Origin of the sequence: Marichromatium gracile (genome assembly GCF_004343155.1) — a bacterium.
GTDB classification, from domain to species: Bacteria; Pseudomonadota; Gammaproteobacteria; order Chromatiales; family Chromatiaceae; genus Marichromatium; species Marichromatium gracile.
In genome coordinates, this window is the sequence record NZ_SMDC01000002.1 from 183,756 (window position 1) to 202,829 (window position 19,074).

Annotated in this window: 19 protein-coding genes; 10 read left to right on the forward strand and 9 right to left on the reverse strand. The window is 68.2% G+C overall.

Annotated features, from left to right (window positions below; translation table 11 throughout):
- Positions 1 to 26 precede the first annotated feature (26 nt).
- The 9 genes from bchL to EDC29_RS03870 all read left to right on the forward strand — a co-directional run bounded on the left by bchL (position 27) and on the right by EDC29_RS03870 (position 8,652).
- Entirely contained in the window at positions 27 to 875 is an 849-nt protein-coding gene (gene bchL / locus EDC29_RS03830; RefSeq protein WP_207301277.1) for a ferredoxin:protochlorophyllide reductase (ATP-dependent) iron-sulfur ATP-binding protein, read from the forward strand.
- The gene (gene bchM, locus EDC29_RS03835) at positions 875 to 1,576 is read left to right on the forward strand and encodes a magnesium protoporphyrin IX methyltransferase (RefSeq protein WP_123142040.1); all 702 of its coding nucleotides are present in this window, start codon (positions 875 to 877) and stop codon (positions 1,574 to 1,576) included. Before bchL ends, bchM begins: the two co-directional genes overlap by 1 nt.
- 266 nt (positions 1,577 to 1,842) lie before the next feature.
- Positions 1,843 to 2,625 (forward strand): photosynthetic reaction center subunit H, encoded by a 783-nt coding sequence (gene puhA, locus EDC29_RS03840; protein ID WP_123139963.1) that lies wholly within the window; start codon positions 1,843 to 1,845, stop codon positions 2,623 to 2,625.
- Positions 2,622 to 3,263 (forward strand): photosynthetic complex putative assembly protein PuhB, encoded by a 642-nt coding sequence (gene puhB, locus EDC29_RS03845; protein ID WP_123139962.1) that lies wholly within the window; start codon positions 2,622 to 2,624, stop codon positions 3,261 to 3,263. The genes puhA and puhB overlap by 4 nt, the downstream gene beginning before the upstream one ends.
- 51 nt (positions 3,264 to 3,314) lie before the next feature.
- Positions 3,315 to 3,734: a photosynthetic complex assembly protein PuhC gene (gene puhC / locus EDC29_RS03850; protein ID WP_223806025.1), complete on the forward strand. Its 420-nt coding sequence runs from the start codon at positions 3,315 to 3,317 to the stop codon at positions 3,732 to 3,734.
- A gap of 134 nt (positions 3,735 to 3,868) precedes the next feature.
- On the forward strand, positions 3,869 to 4,777 hold the full coding sequence (puhE, locus tag EDC29_RS03855; protein WP_132228635.1) for a putative photosynthetic complex assembly protein PuhE: 909 nt from the start codon (positions 3,869 to 3,871) through the stop codon (positions 4,775 to 4,777).
- 485 nt (positions 4,778 to 5,262) lie between these two features.
- Positions 5,263 to 6,621 (forward strand): oxygen-independent coproporphyrinogen III oxidase, encoded by a 1,359-nt coding sequence (hemN, locus tag EDC29_RS03860; protein WP_123139959.1) that lies wholly within the window; start codon positions 5,263 to 5,265, stop codon positions 6,619 to 6,621.
- Complete coding sequence (gene bchJ, locus EDC29_RS03865) at positions 6,618 to 7,229, forward strand: bacteriochlorophyll 4-vinyl reductase (RefSeq protein WP_123139958.1); 612 nt, start codon at positions 6,618 to 6,620, stop codon at positions 7,227 to 7,229. The genes hemN and bchJ overlap by 4 nt, the downstream gene beginning before the upstream one ends.
- 4 nt (positions 7,230 to 7,233) lie before the next feature.
- Positions 7,234 to 8,652 carry an AMP-binding protein gene (locus EDC29_RS03870; protein WP_132228637.1) on the forward strand — a complete coding sequence of 473 codons (1,419 nt, stop codon included), beginning with the start codon at positions 7,234 to 7,236 and terminating at the stop codon, positions 8,650 to 8,652.
- A 42-nt stretch (positions 8,653 to 8,694) separates the two neighbouring features.
- Here the strand turns inward: EDC29_RS03870 and EDC29_RS03875 are convergent, their stop codons facing one another.
- The 9 genes from EDC29_RS03875 to EDC29_RS03910 all read right to left on the reverse strand — a co-directional run bounded on the left by EDC29_RS03875 (position 8,695) and on the right by EDC29_RS03910 (position 18,503).
- A complete protein-coding gene (locus EDC29_RS03875; RefSeq protein ID WP_123139956.1) occupies positions 8,695 to 9,465 on the reverse strand; it encodes a DUF4412 domain-containing protein in 771 nt (256 codons plus the stop codon).
- A gap of 27 nt (positions 9,466 to 9,492) precedes the next feature.
- A complete protein-coding gene (locus tag EDC29_RS03880; RefSeq protein ID WP_123142042.1) occupies positions 9,493 to 10,830 on the reverse strand; it encodes a phenylacetate--CoA ligase family protein in 1,338 nt (445 codons plus the stop codon).
- A 23-nt stretch (positions 10,831 to 10,853) separates the two neighbouring features.
- On the reverse strand, positions 10,854 to 11,291 hold the full coding sequence (locus EDC29_RS03885) for a hypothetical protein (RefSeq protein WP_005221249.1): 438 nt from the start codon (positions 11,289 to 11,291) through the stop codon (positions 10,854 to 10,856).
- Between the two features lie 56 nt (positions 11,292 to 11,347).
- Entirely contained in the window at positions 11,348 to 12,682 is a 1,335-nt protein-coding gene (locus EDC29_RS03890) for a phenylacetate--CoA ligase family protein (protein ID WP_132228639.1), read from the reverse strand.
- Between the two features lie 88 nt (positions 12,683 to 12,770).
- Positions 12,771 to 13,262: an indolepyruvate oxidoreductase subunit beta gene (locus EDC29_RS03895; protein ID WP_062272373.1), complete on the reverse strand. Its 492-nt coding sequence runs from the start codon at positions 13,260 to 13,262 to the stop codon at positions 12,771 to 12,773.
- A gap of 92 nt (positions 13,263 to 13,354) precedes the next feature.
- The gene (locus EDC29_RS03900; protein ID WP_062272371.1) at positions 13,355 to 14,974 is read right to left on the reverse strand and encodes a thiamine pyrophosphate-dependent enzyme; all 1,620 of its coding nucleotides are present in this window, start codon (positions 14,972 to 14,974) and stop codon (positions 13,355 to 13,357) included.
- Positions 14,975 to 15,064: 90 nt separating this feature from the next.
- Positions 15,065 to 16,435 carry an alginate export family protein gene (locus EDC29_RS03905; RefSeq protein ID WP_132228641.1) on the reverse strand — a complete coding sequence of 457 codons (1,371 nt, stop codon included), beginning with the start codon at positions 16,433 to 16,435 and terminating at the stop codon, positions 15,065 to 15,067.
- The gene (locus EDC29_RS17255; protein WP_165913431.1) at positions 16,422 to 16,595 is read right to left on the reverse strand and encodes a symporter small accessory protein; all 174 of its coding nucleotides are present in this window, start codon (positions 16,593 to 16,595) and stop codon (positions 16,422 to 16,424) included. The genes EDC29_RS03905 and EDC29_RS17255 overlap by 14 nt, the downstream gene beginning before the upstream one ends.
- Positions 16,596 to 16,676: 81 nt before the next feature.
- A complete protein-coding gene (locus tag EDC29_RS03910; protein WP_132228643.1) occupies positions 16,677 to 18,503 on the reverse strand; it encodes a sodium:solute symporter family protein in 1,827 nt (608 codons plus the stop codon).
- A 127-nt stretch (positions 18,504 to 18,630) separates the two neighbouring features.
- Here EDC29_RS03910 and EDC29_RS03915 point away from each other — a divergent pair, with 127 nt between their 5' ends.
- Complete coding sequence (locus EDC29_RS03915; RefSeq protein WP_123139952.1) at positions 18,631 to 18,990, forward strand: acyl-CoA thioesterase; 360 nt, start codon at positions 18,631 to 18,633, stop codon at positions 18,988 to 18,990.
- Positions 18,991 to 19,074 lie beyond the last annotated feature (84 nt).

Below are 19,074 nucleotides of genomic sequence, written 5' to 3' on the forward strand. Positions count from 1 at the left end.
CGAAGTACCTGGACGGAGAGGGCAGCATGCAGGTGCAGCTCGATCCCAACCTGCAGATCGAGTCGGCCAAGGTCTTTGCCGTCTACGGCAAGGGCGGGATCGGCAAGAGCACCACCTCGTCGAACCTGTCGGTCGCCTTCTCGAAGCTCGGCAAGCGGGTGCTGCAGATCGGCTGCGATCCCAAGCACGACTCGACCTTCACCCTGACCAAGTGCCTGGTGCCGACGGTCATCGACGTGCTCGAGTCGGTCGACTTCCACGCCGAGGAGCTGCGCCCCTCCGATTATGTCTACGAGGGCTACAACGGGGTGATGTGCGTCGAGGCCGGCGGCCCGCCCGCCGGCACCGGTTGCGGCGGCTACGTGGTCGGTCAGACGGTGAAGCTGCTCAAGCAGCATCATCTGCTCGAGGACACCGACGTGGTGGTCTTCGACGTGCTCGGCGACGTGGTCTGCGGCGGTTTCGCCGCGCCGCTGCAGCATGCCGATCGCGCGCTGATCGTCACCGCCAACGACTTCGACTCGATCTTCGCGATGAACCGCATCGCCGCGGCCATCCAGGCCAAGGCCAAGCACTACAAGGTGCGTCTCGGCGGCGTGGTGGCCAACCGTAGCCGTCAGACCGACGAGATCGATCGTTTCATCGAGGCCGTCGGTCTCGAGCGTCTGGCACACCTGCCCGACCTCGACATCATCCGTCGCAGCCGACTGAAGAAGTCGACCGTGTTCGAGATGCAGCCGGAGCCGGACTCCGGGCTGGAGGCCGCGCAGCAGCAGTATCTGCAGCTCGCCCAGCAGCTCTGGAACGGGGTCGAGCCGCTGGACGCGCGACCGATGCGCGATCGCGACATCTTCGATTTTCTGGGGTTTGACTGATGGCCGAGGGTTCCTATCAACAGCGTCGGAGTCAGATCAAGACCTACTTCGACCGCACCGCCTCCGAGGCCTGGTCGAAGCTGACCTCGGATGCCAAGGTCTCGCGTATCCGCGAGACGGTGCGCGCCGGGCGCGACGACATGCGCAACACCCTGCTCAGCTGGCTGCCGGGCGATCTCGCCGGCAAGCGTCTGCTCGACGCCGGGTGCGGGACCGGGATGCTCTCGGTCGAGGCGGCGCGCCGCGGTGCCGAGGTCTGCGCCATCGATGTGGCGCCGAGTCTGATCGAGGTGGCGCGTGAGCGCCTGCCGGCCGATCTCGGGCCCGGTGTGGTCCACTTCGAGGCCGGTGACATGCTCGACCCGGCCCACGGTCGCTTCGATTACGTGGTGGCCATGGACTCGCTGATCCACTACAGCCCCGAGGATGTGGTGGATGTGCTCGCCGGGATCGCCGAGCGCACCAGCGGATCGATCCTGTTCACCTTTGCGCCACGGACGCCCTTGCTGGCACTGATGCACGCCGTCGGCAAGTGGTTCCCGCGCAGCGATCGCTCGCCGGCGATCGTGCCGGTGAGCCTGGAGCGACTGCAGGCGCTGATCGCCGCCGAGCCCAGGCTCAGTGGCTGGAAGCCAGGGCGCACCCACCGGGTGATGGTCGGCTTCTACACCTCTCAGGCCCTGGAGCTGGTGCCGGCATGAGTGCCTGCCCCAGGGTGCAGTGCGCACTGTCCACGCCGCGCGTGGCTGTGTTCGGGTCGCGCCACGGGGCGGAGAGGGGTCCGGTCGAGACCGGTTTGTCGGCCGGTTATGGAGTTGTCACATCACGCGAGTTCGTTTTTTCATCTGCCACGTTGGTCGTCACTGGTGCGCTTGCGGGTCTGGCCCATCGACCCGGTCCAAGGCGGTCATCGCGCTTCGGTCTGGCCGGTTAGCCGGCTGGCCATTTGTCCTACGGAGGTCACAACATGAATGCTGCCATCACTGAATACATCGATGTCGCCCAGCTCACGATCTGGGCTTTCTGGTTCTTCTTCGCCGGTCTGATCTACTACCTGCGTCAGGAAGACAAGCGCGAGGGTTATCCGCTCGACTCCGATCGCACCGAGCGCTCGGGTGGTCGCGTCAAGGTTGTCGGTTTCCCCGGCATGCCCGCGCCCAAGACCTTCATCCTGCCGCACAACGGCGGTACCGTGCAGGCGCCGAACCCGAAGGCACCGGAGACCAACCTCAAGGCCAAGCCGATCGCGCCCTTCCTCGGTGCCCCGATCGAGCCGATCGGCGATCCGATGACCGCTGGCGTCGGCCCGGGCTCCTCGCCCAACCGTGAGAAGCACCCCGACCTCACCGAGGACGGTCGTCCGAAGATCGTGCCGCTGCGCGTGGCCACCGACTTCTCCATCTCCAGCAAGGATCCCGATCCGCGCGGCATGACCGTGGTCGGTCTCGACGGCGCCAACGGCGGCACCATCACCGACGTCTGGGTCGATCGCTCCGAGCCGCAGATCCGTTACCTCGAGATGAAGACCGCTCAGGGTGGCAAGCAGGTGCTGCTGCCGATCAACTTCTGCCGCTTCAACAAGAAGGAAGGCAAGGTCAAGGTGGTGTCGCTGCGCGGCGAGCACTTCGCCAAGGTGCCGACCCTGGCCAGCCCGGATCAGGTCACCCTCTATGAAGAGGACAAGGTCTGCGCCTTCTATGCCGCGGGCAAACTCTACGCCACCGAAGAGCGTGCAGAGCCCCTGCTGTGAAGGAATACGACTTCGAGCCTATTCGGGGTTTGCCCGAGCAGCTTCCTCCTGGTGAGGAGCTGCTCTGGCAGGGCGCGCCGCGCTGGAACGTCCTGGCGCGGCGCGTCTTCCACGTCAGGAAGATCGCCGTCTACTTCCTGTTGCTGGCAGTGCTGCTGGCATTCGGGTGGGCGGATCAGGGCGGCGTTGCCGCCGTGGTGCAGGGAACGCTGTGGATCGCCATGCTGGCGGCGCTGGCCATCGGCGCCCTCGTGTTGCTGGCCTGGGGGATGGCGCGGACCACCGTCTACACCATCACCTCGCGTCGGGTGGTGATGCGGATCGGTGTGGCGCTGCCGATGATGATGAATCTGCCCTTCGCGCAGATCCGCACCGCTGATCTGCGTCGCTACGCCGATGGCTGTGGCGACATCCCCCTGCTGCTCGCTGAGTCCGCGCGTCCTTCCTACGTGCTCTTCTGGCCCCATGTCCGCCCCTGGACCTTCTCGCCTCCACGCCCGATGCTGCGGGCGATCCCGGACGTCGACCGGGTCGCCGGAATCCTGGCCGATGCCCTCAAGGCCTTCGCCGAGAGCGGCGAGGAGCAGGATTCCGCGAGCGACAGCGAGGCCGAGTCCAGTCCCGCAGCCGCTTCCTGACGAGGTCTCATCTTGAGTGATCCATTTGGTGAACGCCCGTTTCCGCGGGGCGTGCTGATCGCAGTCGCGATCCTGCTCGGCTCGATCATCCTGATGATCAGCATCGCGCGTCTCACCGGCATGTCGCCGGAGCAGATCCCGGTGGCCCCGGCGGTCGAGACCAGGGATCTGCGTTTCGAGTCGCAGCCCGAGGACGTGCTCGCCGTCTACGACGACACCACCGGCGAACTGATCGAGACCTTCGCGCCCGTCGAGGGCGGTTTCGTGCGTGGCGTGCTGCGCAGCATGGGGCGCGAGCGCATGCTGCACCAGGCCGAGGCCGGGGCACCCTTCCAGGTGGCGCGTCGCGCCGACGGTGCGATCACCCTGGAGGATCCGGAAACCGAGATCCTGATCCGGTTGCGCGCCTTTGGCGAGAGCAACGAAGGCGTGTTCGCCGAACTCCTGGACGCCGAGCCGGTCTCCCAGTGAGCCCATTCGTGGCGCGTCCCCGCGGGGACGCGCCTGCTCGCGCGTATCGACCCTGATGCGACCGGGCAGCGGATGGTCTCGGTGATATCGGCGAGCCCTGCGGCTCGCCTCAGCAGCAGAATGGGTCGCATCGCATGACCGACTTCGGTTTCCCAGTCCTCTTCGCGCTCGGGCTGTGGTGGTTGGGCACCGGCGTGGTGCTCTATCTCGACAATCTGCCGCGTCGCACCTTCCGCTGGACCATGCTCGGCGGCATCGTGGTGCTGGCGGTGGCGATCTTCGGTTTCGCCCTGAGCAGCCTGCACGACGGCCGTCTCGCCGCCTATGCCGGTTTCACCTGTGGTCTGGTGATCTGGGGGGTGTTGGAGATGAGCTATTTCACCGGCTTTCTCACCGGTCCGCGCAAGCTTGCCTGCCCCCGGGACTGTCGTGGCTGGCGTCGCTTCTGGCTGGCGGTGCTCACCAGCCTCTATCATGAGCTGGCGATCATCGCCACCGCCGTGTTCCTCATCCTGATCGCCTGGGAGCAGCCCAACCAGGTCGGGGTCTGGACCTTCATGGTGCTGTGGCTGATGCGCTGGAGCGCCAAGCTCAATCTCTTCTTCGGTGTGCCCAACCTCAACGAGGATTGGCTCCCCGAGCATCTGCGCTATCTCAAGAGCTACATGCCCAATCGCGGCATGAACCTGCTCTTCCCGATCTCGATCACTGTCTCCACCGTGGTGGTGGTGCTGATGGTGCTCGAGGCGATTGCGCCACACTCGGCCGGCGCCGCCGCGGTGCGCCTGAGCCTGGCCACCACACTGCTCGCGCTGGCGCTGCTCGAGCACTGGCTGCTGGTGCTGCCGCTGCCCGACGAGGCGCTCTGGTCCTGGGCGTTGCCGAATCGCCAGGATGCGGCCAAGGATGATCAGGGTGGCTCGGGTGCGGACGGTGGCGCGCTGCGCTCGGCGGTTTCGCGCACCCGCTCGCAGGGCGGCGAGGGCGGTGATTATGCCGCCCCCGCCTGTGGCCGACGAACCGGATGGGCCTCCGGGCTCTGAGGGTTTCGGTCTACCTGTGCAAGGTGTCGAGCGGGGTGGTCGGCATCGCGCCGCATGGGTGCCGGGAACTTTTTCGTCGGTCACCGTGACAAGGTAGAGCTTCGTCTGCAGTCGACGTATAATCCTCGGTGCCAGCCATGGCGAGCGCGGCGCGGTCGCATGGAGTCCTGAGCGCAGATCGACGAGACCGTCGGTGTGCTCGATCCATTCGGAAAATCCCGCTTGGACAAGCGCTTGCAAGATGCCTTCGGCGGCCCGACGGGGTGCCGAGACATCCTGAGCCAGGTTCTTCGCGGAGAGATTCATTGAGTCGTGCTGGCCGTCCAGCGCTCGCGCGCCCTCGTCCACGAGGTCCGTGAATCCGCCGGACATTCCGAGTCGGATATGGATGGATTCGAGACTGCGACACTTTGGGGTGGCCACGGCCTGGTCCGTCGCGTCGGTACCCGGATGTTCGCGGCACAACCTGAAGACAGGTTTGACACATGGCGCCTCTCTCTACCAGTGTGCCGTTCGAGTTGCTCGACCGGTATGGCCAATCCTCGAGCGGATGTCCGTTCTCCCCCTCGGGTCTGGTCTCCGACCGATCCTTCTGCGAAACCCTCTACCGAGAAGCACTCGCCGAGCTGGCAAGTGCCCCGGATGATGATCTCGCGCTCTACGTCCACGTGCCCTTCTGTCACGTGCGCTGTCTCTACTGCGCCTGTGATACCACCATCACGCATAGCGAGGAGAAGGTCGACGGCTATCTCGACGCCCTCGAGCGTGAGTTCGGGCGGGTCGCCGAGCTGATCGGGCGGGGACGCCGGGTGGTGCAGCTGCATGTCGGCGGTGGGACCCCCAATCATCTCAACGAGCCCCAGCTCGCCCGGTTGATGGAGATCGTCGAGCATCACTTCACACTCGCCCCCGATGCCTGCACCTCGATCGAGTGCAACCCCCGTCGGGCCTCGGCCGGCCAGCTCGATCTGCTCTACGGGCTCGGCTTCAAGCGCGTCAGCTTCGGGGTGCAGGACCTCAACACCGATGTGCAGCGCGCCATCGGCCGCTTGCAGTCGCTGGGGATGGTGCGCGATGTCTACCATACCGCGCGCGACACCGGCTTCGAGAACATCAGCTTCGACCTGATCTATGGTCTGCCCTTCCAGACCGCCGAGGGTTTCCGCACCACCCTCGATCAGGTGATCGATCTCGCCCCCGACCGCATCTCCTGCTTCAGTTACAATCACGATCCGGTTCGCCGTCCCCACCAGCACGCCATCGACGCCGCGATGCTGCCGAGCGCCGAGCAGAAGCTGGCACTGTTCCGCCAGGCCGTCGAGGCCTTCACCAAGGCCGGTTATCGCTGGGTCGGTCTCGACCTGTTCGTGCGCGAGGGCGATGAGCTGGCCGTCGCCCAGCGTGCTGGTCAGCTTCACCGCACCGCCATCGGCTATACCCCGTTGCCGGCCTCGCGGGTCCTCGCCTTCGGCCCCAGCGGTGTCGGTGAGCTGGGTGAGGTGCTGGTGCAGAACGAGTCCGATCTGCGTGCCTGGCGGGGACGGCTCGATGCCGGTCAACTGCCGGTCGCCGCGGGACGGCGACTGGGTGAGCGGGAGCGTCGGCGCCGTGATGCGCTGGTCTCCCTGATGTGTAACATGCGTCTGCCCGCCGCGTCGGCCGCCGCGCTCAAGGAGGACCAGGATCGTCTGCTGTGCGATGGCGACGGTGGGCTGGTCGAGGTCAGCCAGGATGGTATCCGGGTCACCCCCGAGGGGCGCTATCTGCTCCACGGACTCTGTGTCGAGCGGGGCGGTTCGAGTGGCTGGGGCAGTACGCAGTGGCGATCGATCCTAGTCCAATGAATCAACCAGTCAATACCACCGTCCCGGCCCCGGGGCGAGTCGGTCCCAACGCCATCATTCGCATCGCCGAGGCGCTCGAGTCCTTCGAAGGACGCGAGCGCGTCGAGGCGCTGCTCGAGGCCGCGGGCCTTGCGCACTATCTCGATGCCATGCCCGAGACCATGGTCGACGAGCGCGAGGTGACCCGGCTCCATGTCGCGCTGCGCGAGCTGATCGGGGTCGAGGGCGCCAAGGCGGTCTCGCGCGATGCCGGCGTGCGCACCGGCGACTATCTGCTCGCCCGGCGCATCCCGCGCCCGGCGCAACGTCTGCTCAAGATCCTGCCCGCGCCCCTGGCCAGCCGCGTGCTGATGACCGCGATCCGGCGCAACGCCTGGACCTTCGCCGGCTCCGGTCGGTTCGAGGCGCTGCCGGCCTATCCGCCGCGCTTCATCATCGAGGACGGCCCGATCTGTGCCGGCGCCCGCGCCGAGCATCCCCTCTGCGACTTCTACGCCGGGACCTTCGAGCGTCTCTACCGCAAGCTGGTGCAGCGCGAGGCGCGGGTCACCGAGACCGCCTGCCAGGCCAAGGGCGCCGAGACCTGCGTCTTCGAGGTCCGCTGGTAGACCGATGTCCGATGCACTTTCGCATGCCCCGCGGGGCATGCCGGTGCGCACTCGCTCCCCCGACTTCTCCGCCGCCCCCTGGTGCTCGGGCACCGGGCTGGCGCTGGTCTGTGGTGATCAGCGCTGGGACTACGATCGGCTCGGCGTCGAGGTCGCAGCGCGTGCCCGGCTGCTCTGCGATCAGGGGCTGGCCGCCGGTGAGCTGGTGCTCGCCCCCGATGCCCCGGTGCTCGATCTGCTGCTGATGCAGCACGCCCTGGCGCGGCTCGGTGCCGCGCTCTTCCCCTATCGTGCCGGACTCGACCGCGAGGCCCGCGCCGACCTGGCGCGGTTGGCCGCGGTCGAGTGGCACTGGGATCCGCTCGGCGCCCGGCTCGAACGGCTCGGCCCGGGGCCCGGGACGACCCCGGCGCGCCCCCCGGCGCTGCTGATCCGTACCAGCGGCAGCAGCGGTGGGCGCATCAAGGCGGCGATGCTCGGCGCCGATGCCGTGCTCGCCTCGGCGCTCGGCTGCAACCACAGCCTCGGGCTCGGGGGCGGCGATCGCTGGCTGTGCTGTCTGCGCACCAGTCATGTCGGCGGTCTCGCCATCGCCTATCGCTGCGCCCTGGCCGGCGCGACCCTGGTGTTGCACCAGGGGTTCGCCGTCGAGCAGGTGGCGCACGATCTCGATGCGCACGCCATCACCCATCTCTCGCTGGTACCGCCGATGTTGGCGCGTCTGCTCGATCACGGCGTGCGGCCACCGGCCTCGCTGCGGGTGGTGATGGTCGGTGGTCAGGCGTTGAGCCCGGCGCTCGCCGCGCGCGCACTCGAGGCCGGCTGGCCGCTGCACGTCACCTACGGGATGACCGAGACCGGCTCGCAGATCGCCACCTCGGCGCGGCTGCACGCGGCGCCGTCGCCCGGACGGATCGGGCCGCTGCTACCCGGTTGTGCGGCGCGCGGTGGCAAGGCCGAGGCGCCGGCGCGGCTGTGGCTGCGTGGGCCGGTGCTGATGCAGGGTTATGCCAACCCCGACAGGCGCCCCGGCGAGGGGCTGCGCGATGGCTGGTTCGAGACCTCCGACCTCGGCTGGGTCGCCGACGCGGGCGCGCTCTGGGTGCAGGGACGCGCCGACGACCTGCGGGTGATCGCCGGCAACAACGTCTCGCTCGCCCGCGTCGAGGCGGTGCTGGCCGGGGCGCCCGGGGTCACGGCGCTCGCCGTGGTCGCGCTCGAGGACCCGGTGTGGGGGCATCGGCTGGTGGCCGTCTACAGTGGCGAGGCGAGTGCCGATGAGCTGGCGGTGTGGTGCGCGGGGCCGCTGTCGGGCTCGGAGCGTCCGCGGAGCTGGCTGCGGGTGGCGGCGCTGCCGTTGCTCGACTCGGGCAAGTACGATCGGGTGGCGATCGGTTCGCTGGCGCGGACGGGGTCGGGCTGAGTCGGGTGCCGTGGCCGGCGCGCGCCGGCCACGGGGCGCGGATCACTGCGCCGGCGGGTGTCCGGCTGGGGGCGCCATGCCCATGCCGATCTCCTTGAGCTGATAGTCGTCGGGGACGGTGAAGAAGTCGTCGGCGATCGTCTCCTGGCGTACCGCGGTGACCTCGGTCTCGGTGCGCACCTCGGTGCCCATCATGTTCATGGTGCTGATGGTGAGGATCGGGAAGCCCTTGATCTTGTCGAGCTCGGCCATCTGCTCGGCGCCGCCGGGGATGTCGCCGGCGCCGGCCATGCGCATCATCCGGGTGTAGGGACGGACGTCGAGATCGATCTCCTCGGTCGCCCACACCTCCTGCTCGACCTGCATCATGCCCTGCTTGGTGACTGCGTACTTGCGGCACTCCCAGTCGCCGATCTGGCGGGTCTCGCCGGTGTCCTCGACGCTCACCTTGGTCTCGCTGATCATCGCGCGCATCTGCGCCATGCTCGGGTCGGCCATCGCCTTGGCGACGTCGTCGACGTTGATGGTGAAGTACTGCTGCAGACCGTCGTTGAGGAAGGTGATCACCCCGGACTCGGGGTCGAGGATCATGCTGTCGGCGTTCTCGCCGCTGTTGACCACCTTCATCTTGCCCGCGGCGATGTAGGTCTTGGTGAGGCTCTCCTGCGGCCCCTCGGTCATCACCGCCGAGCCGCGATTGACGGTCTCGATATAGTAGCCGTCGCCGGCGACGGCGAGCAGCGGCAGCAGCAGGGCGGCGAGCAGCAGCCCGGCCGGGAGTCGGGTTCGGCGCGCGGTATGGATCATGGTCATGCTCTCTCCTGGGATGTGGCCCTTGGGTCAGTCGTTGAGCCGGCGCTTGTCGAGTACGCGCCGGGCCTTGCCGACGAAACGCTCGATCGATCTCGGCTCGACCAGGTCGACATGGGCACGGATGCCGGCGACGGTCTGGATCTCGCGGCTGATGTGCTCGCACAGCCCCTGCATCCGGTCCATGCGATCGGAGAAGATCTCCGGGCGCATCTCGACCTTGACGTGGACCTCGTCGAGGGTGCCCGGGCGGTCGACCTCGATCAGATAGTGCGGGGTGGTGCCCTCGACGCGCAACAGCGCCTCCTCGATCTGCGAGGGGAAGACGTTGACGCCGCGGATGATCAGCATGTCGTCGGTGCGCCCGGTCACCCGGCTCATCCGCATGGTGGTGCGGCCGCAGGCGCAGGGCTCGCGATAGAGCCGGGCGATGTCGCGGGTGCGGTAGCGGATCAGCGGGGTGGCCTCGCGGGTGAGGTTGGTGATCACCAGCTCACCCGGCTCGCCCTCGGCGACCGGCTCCAGGGTCTCGGGGTCGAGACACTCGACGATGAAGTGATCCTCCTGGATGTGCATGCCGTCGTGCAGCGGGCACTCGCCGGCGACCCCGGGGCCGAACACCTCCGAGAGCCCGTAGTTGTTGAACGCCTGCAGCCCGAGCTGGTCCTCGATCTCGCGGCGCATGTCCTCGGTCCAGGGCTCGCCGCCGAAGTGGCCGTAGCGCATCGGCAGGGTGGCCGGATCCATGCCGAGTTCGCGCGCGGTATCGGCGATGGTCAGCGCATAGCTCGGGGTGCAGATCAGCACCTCGGGGGTGAGCTCGCGCATGATGTCGATCTGGCGTCGGGTGTTGCCCGCCGCCGCCGGGATCACCGCCGCGCCGACCCGCTCGATGCCGTAGTGCAGGCCGAACCCGCCGGTGAACAGGCCATAGCCGAAGGCGACCTGGGCGGTGTGCGCCGGGCGCAGCCCGCCGGCGACGAGAAAGCGCGCGCACAGCTCCGACCAGGTGCGCAGGTCCTGCGCGGTGTAGGCGACGAAGGTGGGCACGCCGGTGGTGCCCGAGGAGCCGTGGATGCGCGCCAGCTCCTTGCGCGGCACGGCGAGGAAGCCGAGCGGCTGGTGGCGGCGCAGGTCGTCCTTGGTGGTGAAGGGCAGGCGCCGCAGATCGGCCAGCGAGCGGATGCTCTGCGGGCCGATCTCGGCGTGCTTGAACTGATCGCGGTAGAAGGGCACCTGGGCCACGCGCTCGACCATGGCGCGCAGTCGTTCGAGTTGCAGCGCCGCGATCTCCTCGCGCGGGAGGGTCTCGGCGCTGCGGTTCCAGATACGGTTCTCGCTCGACCAGTCGGGGTCTTGGTTGGACATTGGCATTGGGTCTGTGGTTGGCGTCAGCCGACGTGACGCATCAGTTCCTCGGCCTCGACCACGTGCAGCCCGTGCTCGAGCAGGACCTCGATGGCGCGGTCGGGGTCCTCGAAACGGAAGATCAGGATCGCCTTGTCGTCGCGGCGCAGCGAGAAGGCATACATGTACTCGATGTTGAGTTCGGCGGCCTCGAGCACCGCCAGCGCGCCGGCCAGGCCGCCCGGGCGGTCGAGCACGTCGACGGCGACCACCTCGGTCTGCTTCACCACCCAGCCGCCTTGCTCGAAGATCTGCTTGGCCTGCTCCCACTCGCGCACGATCAGACGCAGGATGCCGAACTGGGCGGTGTCGGCGAGCGACAGGGTGAGGATGTTGATGTCCTCGGCCGCGATCGCCTCCAGCGGTGCCCCGAGCTGGCCGGGACGGTTCTCGAGAAAGAGTGACAGTTGTTGCAGTTTCATGGGTTCGACTCCCCTTTGTGCATCTTCCTGGCCGTCGTCACCGACGACGGGGCCGCTCAGTCGTGGCGGCGATCGATCACGCGCTTGGCCTTGCCCTGACTGCGCTCGATGGTGCGCGGCTCGACCAGACGGAGCATGACACGGATGCCGATGATGCGCTCGATCGACTGTGCCAGACGGGCGCGCACCTCCTCGAGTGCGCGCACCTTGTCGCTGAACACCTCGGCGGTGACCTCGACCTCGACGGCCATCTGATCGAGACCGTGATCGCGGGTGAGGATGATCTGGTAGTGCGGCAGGGTGCCCTCGACGGCGAGCAGCGCGGCCTCGACCTGCGAGGGGAAGACGTTGACGCCGCGGATGATGAACATGTCGTCGGAGCGGCGCTCGATGCGGCGCATCCGCCGCAGGGTACGACCGCAGGCGCAGCGCTCGGGGATGATCGAGGTGATGTCGCGGGTGCGATAGCGGATCATCGGCATCGCCCGCTTGCTCAGCGTGGTGATGACCAGCTCGCCCTCCTCGCCGTCGGGTAGCGGCTCGCCGCTCTCGGGGTCGATGATCTCGGGGTAGAAGTGGTCCTCGAACAAGTGCAGGCCGTGCTGTTCGGTACACTCGCTCGCCACCCCGGGGCCGACGATCTCGGAGAGCCCGTAGATGTCGTAGGCGCGGATCCCGGCGGCCTCCTCGATGTGACGGCGCATCGCGTCGCTCCAGGGCTCGGCGCCGAACACGCCGACGCGCAGCGGCGAGGCCGGCAGGTCGACGCCGAGCTCCTCGGCGCGCTCGAGCATGTGGGCGAAGTAGCTCGGCGTGCAGCACAGCGCCGAGACGCCGAAGTCGCGGATCACCATCAGCTGGCGGTCGGTGTTGCCGCCGGAGATCGGCACCACGGTCGCGCCCAGGGTCTCGGCGCCATAGTGCACGCCGAGCCCGCCGGTGAACAGACCGTAGCCGAAGGCGTTCTGGATGATGTCGCCGCGGTGCAGGCCGTAGCAGGCCAGCGCGCGGGCCATCACCTCCGACCACACCTGGATGTCCTCGCGGGTGTAGGAGACCACGATCGGCTTGCCGGTGGTGCCGGAGGAGGCGTGCAGCCGCACCACGTCGCTCATGGGCACGGCGAACAGCCCCGAGGGATAGGTGTCGCGCAGGTCGGCCTTGACGGTGAAGGGCAGCTTGGCGATGTCGGCGAGGCTCTGGACCGATTCCGGGGTGAGACCACGCTCCTCCATCCGACTGCGGAACAGCGCCACGTTCTTGTAGGCATGCTCGACCACGGCGCGCAGTCGGCGCAGCTGCACCTCGCGCAGTGCCTGCTCGGGCAGGTAGTCGGGGGCGCTCGCGGGGTGGAAGCCACCGGCGGCGTCGTTCCAAAGCTCTTTAAACATGGGTGTCCTCTTGATCCGGATCGACCGTGGGCGTGCCCGGTCGACCCATGCTGGCGGATGGCGGGGCGCGGCGCGCCCCTGCCGATCGTTATTGACCGAGGTGGCGCGCCGCGCCCTCGCGACCGAGCGCGAAGGCCTGTTCGTTGATGGCGTGGAGCTTCTCGGCGAGGTTGGCGTGGAGCGCTGCCTCCCAGTGTGCCTGATCGATCTCGAGCGCGGTGGAGAGCGCGCCGAGCAGGGCGACGTTGAGGCTCTTGCGGTTGCGCAGCGCGCCGGGCTCGATGACATCCGGGCCGATCAGCAGTCCGCCGGCGCGCAGGGTGGGGCGGTTGATCTCGACCTGGGTGGCCTCGAGCACCAGCAGCACGTCGGCCTCGCCGGGCGGTACCATCGGGCTGAGCACGCCCTCGCCGTAGCGCACGTCGCTGCTCACCGAGCCGCCGCGCTGGCTCATCCCGTGCAGCTCGCTCTTCTTGACGTCGAAGCCGGCGCGGAAGGCCGCGTCGGCGAGGATGTCGGAGGCCTTGATGACCCCCTGGCCGCCGAGTCCGGCGATCACGATGTTCTTGACCTGTTGCATCGAATCTTCTCGCTCAAGGTGCGGGCGCGTGCCGTGGCGCGCGCCCCGGGTTCGGGGCGGCGTCGGCGCCGGGTGGGCGCCGACGACCGGGTTCAGTCCTGGGTCGCGGCGGCGCACTCGGCCTGTTCGGCCGCGGCCTTCTCGTAGAGCCGGATCTTCGGCGCGGCGAGCACGCAGGGCTGACGGGTGATCACCACCGAGGTCTCGTCGCGGGCGAGCAGCTCCTCGAGCAGCGGGCGCAGCCCGTCGGCGTTGCGGTGCAGGTCGAGCACGTGGACGTTGTCGACGCCCATCGACTCGCACACCGACTCGAAGCTGATGCGCTTGGTCGGGCTGTGGTCGAGCAGGCGACCGGTGCCCGGGTGCTCCTGCTGGCCGGTCATCGCGGTGGTGGCGTTGTCGAGGATCAGCACCACGTGGCCGGTGGCCGGCGGGTTGTAGACCATCTCGGCGATGCCGGTGAGCCCGGAGTGGACGAAGGTCGAGTCGCCGATCACGCTGACCACCCGGCGTGCCTCGTCCTCGGGGAGGACGTGACGCAGCCCGAGCCCGACGCCGACGCTCGCGCCCATGCACACGCAGGTGTCCATGGCGGAGAAGGGCGGCAGTACGCCGAGGGTGTAGCAGCCGATGTCGCCCGAGACGATGCAGTCGAGATCACGCAGGGTCTCGAACACCGCGCGGTGCGAGCAGCCGGGACAGAGCTCCGGCGGCTTGCCCGCCGGCGGCTCGCTCTCGGGGCTGGTGTCGCGGGCGAGGATGCGGCGCACGCGCGCGACATTGAGCTCGCCGAAGCGATACTGCTCGGCCTTGCCTTCGGCATCGATGCCGGCGGCGCGCAGGCTGTCGACCAGCACCGGGTCGCCCTCCTCGATCACCACCAGACGGTCGACGCTGGCGGCGAAGGCACGGATGCGCTCGAGCGGCAGCGGGTAGGTCAGGCCGATGGTCAGCTGGCAGGCATCGGGCGCGGCCTCGCGGGCGTGCACGGCGGCCACGCCGGTGGCGACGATGCCGAGTTCACGGTTGCCCCGGTGCTCCTCGATCGGCCCCTCGGCCTCGTTCCAGGCAGTGATCTCGGCGAGCTTCTGGCGCAGCCGCCGGTGTGCCGGCTTGGCGAAGGCGGGGATCATCACCCGCGCCGGGACGTCGCGGCGGAAACGCAGTGCGCTGTCGTCCTGATGCGGTGCGCGCGGACGCACCACCGTCTTGGCGTGACAGACGCGGGTGGTCAGACGCAGGATCACCGGGATCTTCCAGCGCTCGGAGAGTTCGAGCCCGAGCCAGGTGAAGTCGTAGGCCTGCTGCGAGTCGATCGGCTCGAGCACCGGCGCGGCGGCGGCGCGACCGTAGTGACGGTTGTCCTGCTCGTTCTGGCTCGAGGCCATGCCCGGGTCGTCGGCCGAGACGATCACCAGTCCGCCGTCGACATCGGTGTGGGTGGCGGTGAACAGGGCATCGGCGGCGACGTTGAGGCCGACGTGCTTCATGGTGACGATGGTGCGCGCGCCGGCGAAGGCCGAGCCGCAGGCGACCTCGAGCGCGACCTTCTCGTTGGGCGACCACTGGGCGCGGCCGCCGATGCGATCGAAGGTCTCGAGGATCTCGGTCGAGGGCGTGCCGGGATAGCCGGTGCCCAGCCGCACGCCAGCGTGCAGTGCTCCCAGGGCGACCGCGTCGTCGCCGCTCAACAAAAGCCGTTCTCCAGTCATGGTCTCGGTTTCGCTCTCGTAGTGCAGAAGGATTCTGGTTGCATTATCGGTCCCCTTGTTGCGTCGCAGCAACCAAGGGGACCGCGGCCCCTACCAGCTCAGGGTGAGCTCGGCGCGGACGAAGTAGCCGTTGTCGCGGCGGTGGGCGGCGTAGTAATCGCCCGGTTGCAGGTATTCGGCCATCAGGTGGCCGGCGAGATGGTCATTGAATCGGGTCTTGATCCAGGCGGTGAACAGATGACCGCGGAAGTCGCCCGCGCCGCTGATGTTGGCCAGCTGCGCGGCGCTGCGGGTGCTGTGCTGATCGGCCCAGAGGGCGTGGTAGTCGAGGGTGAGGCGGGTCGAGGGCAGCAGCTGGGCGATCCAGCCGAGGTTGGCGCGGTGCAGGTTGCTCGCCTCGCCCACCCGGGTCTCGAGCGGCCACTGATAGATCATCAGCTCGCTCCACTGCGGCCAGCGTCCCCACAGCGGGTCGAAGGCCTGGTCGCCGGCGCTGTCGGGGTCGTCGCCGGAGAGATACTCGTAGTCGAGATGGAGCTTGCTGTCGAGCCCGCCGCCGAGGTTCAGCGTCAGCCGGCTGTTGAAGCCGAGTGCGTCGAGATCGCGCCCGTTACGGGTGCCCCATTCATAGACGCCCTCGGCGCGCAGCCGCCAGCGCTCGGCGAGCGGGGTGTCGATGCGCGCGCCGGCGGCATAGACGTCGCCGTGCTCGGTGGGCGAGGTGAAGGGATAGCCGTTGTTGAAGCGCAGGTTGCCGGGCGTCTCGTTGGGGCGTGCGTGCTTGTAGATGAAGTAGCCGTCGAGATCGGCGCCGGGGATCAGCGCGCGGTTGCGGGCATAGAGGATGACGCCGCTCTCGTGTTGCTCGACCTGATCCTCGAGCTCGCCGTTGAGCGCCTGCGGGAAGCGTCCGGTGTCGGCGCTCTGGTCGATGTAGACCAGGTCGAGCTGGGTGTCGCCGGGGAGGTCGAGGGTGGCGCGGGCGGCGTCGAAATAGATCGAGCGCGAGCCGTCGAAGGGGCTGCTCTCGAGCACCAGCCAGCCGTTGCCGAAGATCAGGTCCTGACGACCGAGCTTGAGGGTGAGCGGCAGCCCGCCCGGCTCCTCGAGGGTGAACACCAGCCGGTCGAAGAGCACCCCGCCGCTGTAGTTGCGCTCGAACCCCGGCAACGGCCAGGCGCCCGGGGTCGGCAGCACATAGTGACGCCCCTCCCAGATCAGCCGGGCGTCGAGGCGCACGCCGGGGTCGATCTCATAGCCGCCCCAGAGCCTGGCGCGATAACGCTGGAAGTTGCGTTCGGCGGTGGGGCTGTCGCTGTTGAAGCCGACGTTGCCGATGGAGACATGGCGCAGTCTGAGGTCGGCGCCCCAGTCGAAGGCGTCGTCGGCGGCCTGGGTCGGGGCCGCGAGCAGCAGCGCCGAGAGCGCGATGAGGGGACGGGTGAGCCTAGCGCAGCGCATCTTCCACCTGCTGTTCTTCGAGTGCCCAGAGTCGGTCCGCGGCGCTGGGTTCGTCGTCCGCGGTGTTGCGTCGGATCCATCCATAGAGCAGACAGATCAGGGTCACCAGGATGCTGCCGAGATAGGCGAGCCATACCCAGGGGTCTTCGATGCCGAGCATGCGTCTTCTCCTGCTGGGGCCCGGTCGGGCCGGGCGTCGTTGCGTCGTCCGGGGCGCCGGCTGGTGATGGCGACCGGTGTTTCAGTCTCGGGCGGCGCGCTCCGGGAAGCAGCGGGCCAGGTGTTCGGGCTCGGGCGGGCGGGTGATCGCGCTCACCAAGATCAGCGTCAGGGTGGCCGCCGGCAGTGCGATCAGCACCGGGTCGACCATCGGCCAGTTGGGGTGATCGGCCAGCAGGCTGGTCTCGCCGCCGGTGAGGTGCTGTACCAGACCGATGGCGGCGGCCTCCTTGGACTTGATCAGCACCAGCCAGAACAGCGACACGCCCATCCCCACCAGCATCGAGGCGAGCGCCCCGGCGCGGGTGACCCGGCGCGAGAACAGCGCGCCGAAATAGGCCGGCAGGAAGCTCGCCGCGCACAGCCCGAAGAAGATCGCGGTGAAGCGCGCGACCACGTACTCCTGACGCACCGCGTAGCTGATGGTGACGGCGATCAGCAGTCCCAGCATCACCGCCAGACGCATCACCATGAGGCTCGGTTCGCGCTGGCGGCCGCGGCTGATGCGCTCGTAGAGGTCGCGCCCGGCGGCGGTGCCGATGGTGTGGAACTGGCTCGACATGGTGCTCATCGCCGCGGCCAGCAGCGCGAGCAGGAAGACCACGCCGAACCAGCGCGGCAGCGCCGCGCCGATATAGGCCGGGATGATGCGGTCGGCATCGCCGCCGACGGCGGTGATCGCGGTGGAGCGCCCGCCGAGCAGGGTGAAGGTGGCGCCGCTGGCATCGCGTGCGGGATCGCGGCTGGCGACGATCAGCGGCACCGGGCCGCGCGCCGGGTCGACCGACCAGTGGCCGGTGGCGTCCTGCACCATCGGCTGGACCAGGGCGTGGTCGTGCTCGCCGTCGAGCGTCTCGACCAGCTGGCCGTGGATCTCGGGGCCGTTCTTGGCGAACCAGACGTTCGACAGGCTGCCGACCAGATAGGGGGTGCCGACCATCAGCAGGATGAACACCGCGCCGATCGGGACCGCGCGATCGAGCTCGCGGCGGCTGCGCACGGTCATGAAGCGCACCGCCAGCTGCGGTTGGGCGAGCACGCCGATGCTGACCCCGAGGATGATGCCGCTGACCACGATCCACCACAGGTCATATTGGTGCGAACCCCAGCCGAACTCGGGCATCGCCGTCCAACCGCGGTGGCCGATCTCCTGCAGGGGCGCCGGCACCAGGTCGGCCATGTCGGTGAGCGCCTGGTGGGCCTCGCCGATGCCGCCGAGGGAGGAATAGGTGAACACCAGCAGGAACAGCATCGCCCCCATCATCACCAGCCCCTGCAGGGTGTCGGTGTACATCACCGCCTTGAGCCCGCCGGGGATGACATAGGCGGCGGTGATCAGCGCGAAGACCAGCAGCGCGACCTCGAAGTCGATACCGAATTGGGTGGCGGCGAAGACGCTGCCGCCGGTCATCACCGCGGCGGCGTAGAGCGGCATGAAGAGGAAGATCAGCCCGCCGGAGAAGAGCTGGATGGCGCGGCTCTGGTAACGCTTGCCGAGCAGCTCGGGGAAGGTGTGGGCGCCGAGCTGATGGCCGAGTCGACGGGTCGGCTCGCCGAGCAGCGCGAAGGCGAGCAGGATGCCGACGGCGATGTTGGTGAACACCAGCCACAACAGGCTCATGCCGAACAACCCGGCCACTCCGCCGAAACCGACGATGGCGGCGGTGGAGATGAAGGTGGCGCCATAGGAAATGGCCATCACCACCGGATGGGTGCCACGCCCGCCGACGAGGAAATCGGCCGCCGAGCGAGTGCCGCGATAACCGAGCCAGCCGAGATAGGCGGTCGTCAACAGATAGGTCAGAATGACGACGATGTCGATCCAGCCCAGGGCCGCGGTGTCGGGCATGTTTCCCCCTCGATCAGGTCGTTAGCGAATGCGGGGGCGAAAAATACCCAAGTCGTGCGGGGCTTTATATAGATCCAGCGCAGTTAAACGCGGTTTTTTGAAGGTTTTGTTGCATCGAGGGACACTTATGGAAAACTACAAGGTCGTCAGACCCGGACATCTCAACCACTATGGTTATCTGTTCGGTGGTTTCTTGCTGCAGTGGGTCGATGAGATCGGCTGGATCGCCGCCAGTCGCGACAATCCCGGTTGTCGCCTGGTCACCGTCGGGATGGATCGGGTCGAGTTCCATCACAGCGTGCGCGAAGGGGCGGTGCTGCGCTTCGAGGCCGTCGAGTCGTGCCGTGGCACCAGCTCGCTGACCTATGCGGTGAGTGTCTTCGCCGACGACCTCGAGACCGGCGCCGAACAGGAGATCTTCTCGACCTGCATCACCTTCGTGCGGGTCGACGAGGATGGGCACAAATGCCCGTTGCCGGGGCGCTGAGGTCAGCCGTCAGCTTTCAGCCACCAGCCACCAGCCACCAGCCTTCGGCTTCCTGCCGCCAGTGGAGGTTTCGGTCGATCACGG

Bases quoted from the DNA above. Each gene is read 5' to 3' on its own strand.
- bchL (WP_207301277.1), top strand. From the start codon at position 27: ATGCAGGTGCAGCTCGATCCCAACCTGCAGATCGAGTCGGCCAAGGTC.
- bchM (WP_123142040.1), top strand. From the start codon at position 875: ATGGCCGAGGGTTCCTATCAACAGCGTCGGAGTCAGATCAAGACCTAC.
- puhA (WP_123139963.1), top strand. From the start codon at position 1,843: ATGAATGCTGCCATCACTGAATACATCGATGTCGCCCAGCTCACGATC.
- puhE (WP_132228635.1), top strand. From the start codon at position 3,869: ATGACCGACTTCGGTTTCCCAGTCCTCTTCGCGCTCGGGCTGTGGTGG.
- hemN (WP_123139959.1), top strand. From the start codon at position 5,263: ATGGCGCCTCTCTCTACCAGTGTGCCGTTCGAGTTGCTCGACCGGTAT.
- bchJ (WP_123139958.1), top strand. From the start codon at position 6,618: ATGAATCAACCAGTCAATACCACCGTCCCGGCCCCGGGGCGAGTCGGT.
- EDC29_RS03870 (WP_132228637.1), top strand. From the start codon at position 7,234: ATGTCCGATGCACTTTCGCATGCCCCGCGGGGCATGCCGGTGCGCACT.
- EDC29_RS03875 (WP_123139956.1), bottom strand. From the start codon at position 9,465: ATGACCATGATCCATACCGCGCGCCGAACCCGACTCCCGGCCGGGCTG.
- EDC29_RS03880 (WP_123142042.1), bottom strand. From the start codon at position 10,830: ATGTCCAACCAAGACCCCGACTGGTCGAGCGAGAACCGTATCTGGAAC.
- EDC29_RS03885 (WP_005221249.1), bottom strand. From the start codon at position 11,291: ATGAAACTGCAACAACTGTCACTCTTTCTCGAGAACCGTCCCGGCCAG.
- EDC29_RS03890 (WP_132228639.1), bottom strand. From the start codon at position 12,682: ATGTTTAAAGAGCTTTGGAACGACGCCGCCGGTGGCTTCCACCCCGCG.
- EDC29_RS03895 (WP_062272373.1), bottom strand. From the start codon at position 13,262: ATGCAACAGGTCAAGAACATCGTGATCGCCGGACTCGGCGGCCAGGGG.
- EDC29_RS03900 (WP_062272371.1), bottom strand. From the start codon at position 14,974: ATGACTGGAGAACGGCTTTTGTTGAGCGGCGACGACGCGGTCGCCCTG.
- EDC29_RS03905 (WP_132228641.1), bottom strand. From the start codon at position 16,435: ATGCGCTGCGCTAGGCTCACCCGTCCCCTCATCGCGCTCTCGGCGCTG.
- EDC29_RS17255 (WP_165913431.1), bottom strand. From the start codon at position 16,595: ATGCTCGGCATCGAAGACCCCTGGGTATGGCTCGCCTATCTCGGCAGC.
- EDC29_RS03910 (WP_132228643.1), bottom strand. From the start codon at position 18,503: ATGCCCGACACCGCGGCCCTGGGCTGGATCGACATCGTCGTCATTCTG.
- EDC29_RS03915 (WP_123139952.1), top strand. From the start codon at position 18,631: ATGGAAAACTACAAGGTCGTCAGACCCGGACATCTCAACCACTATGGT.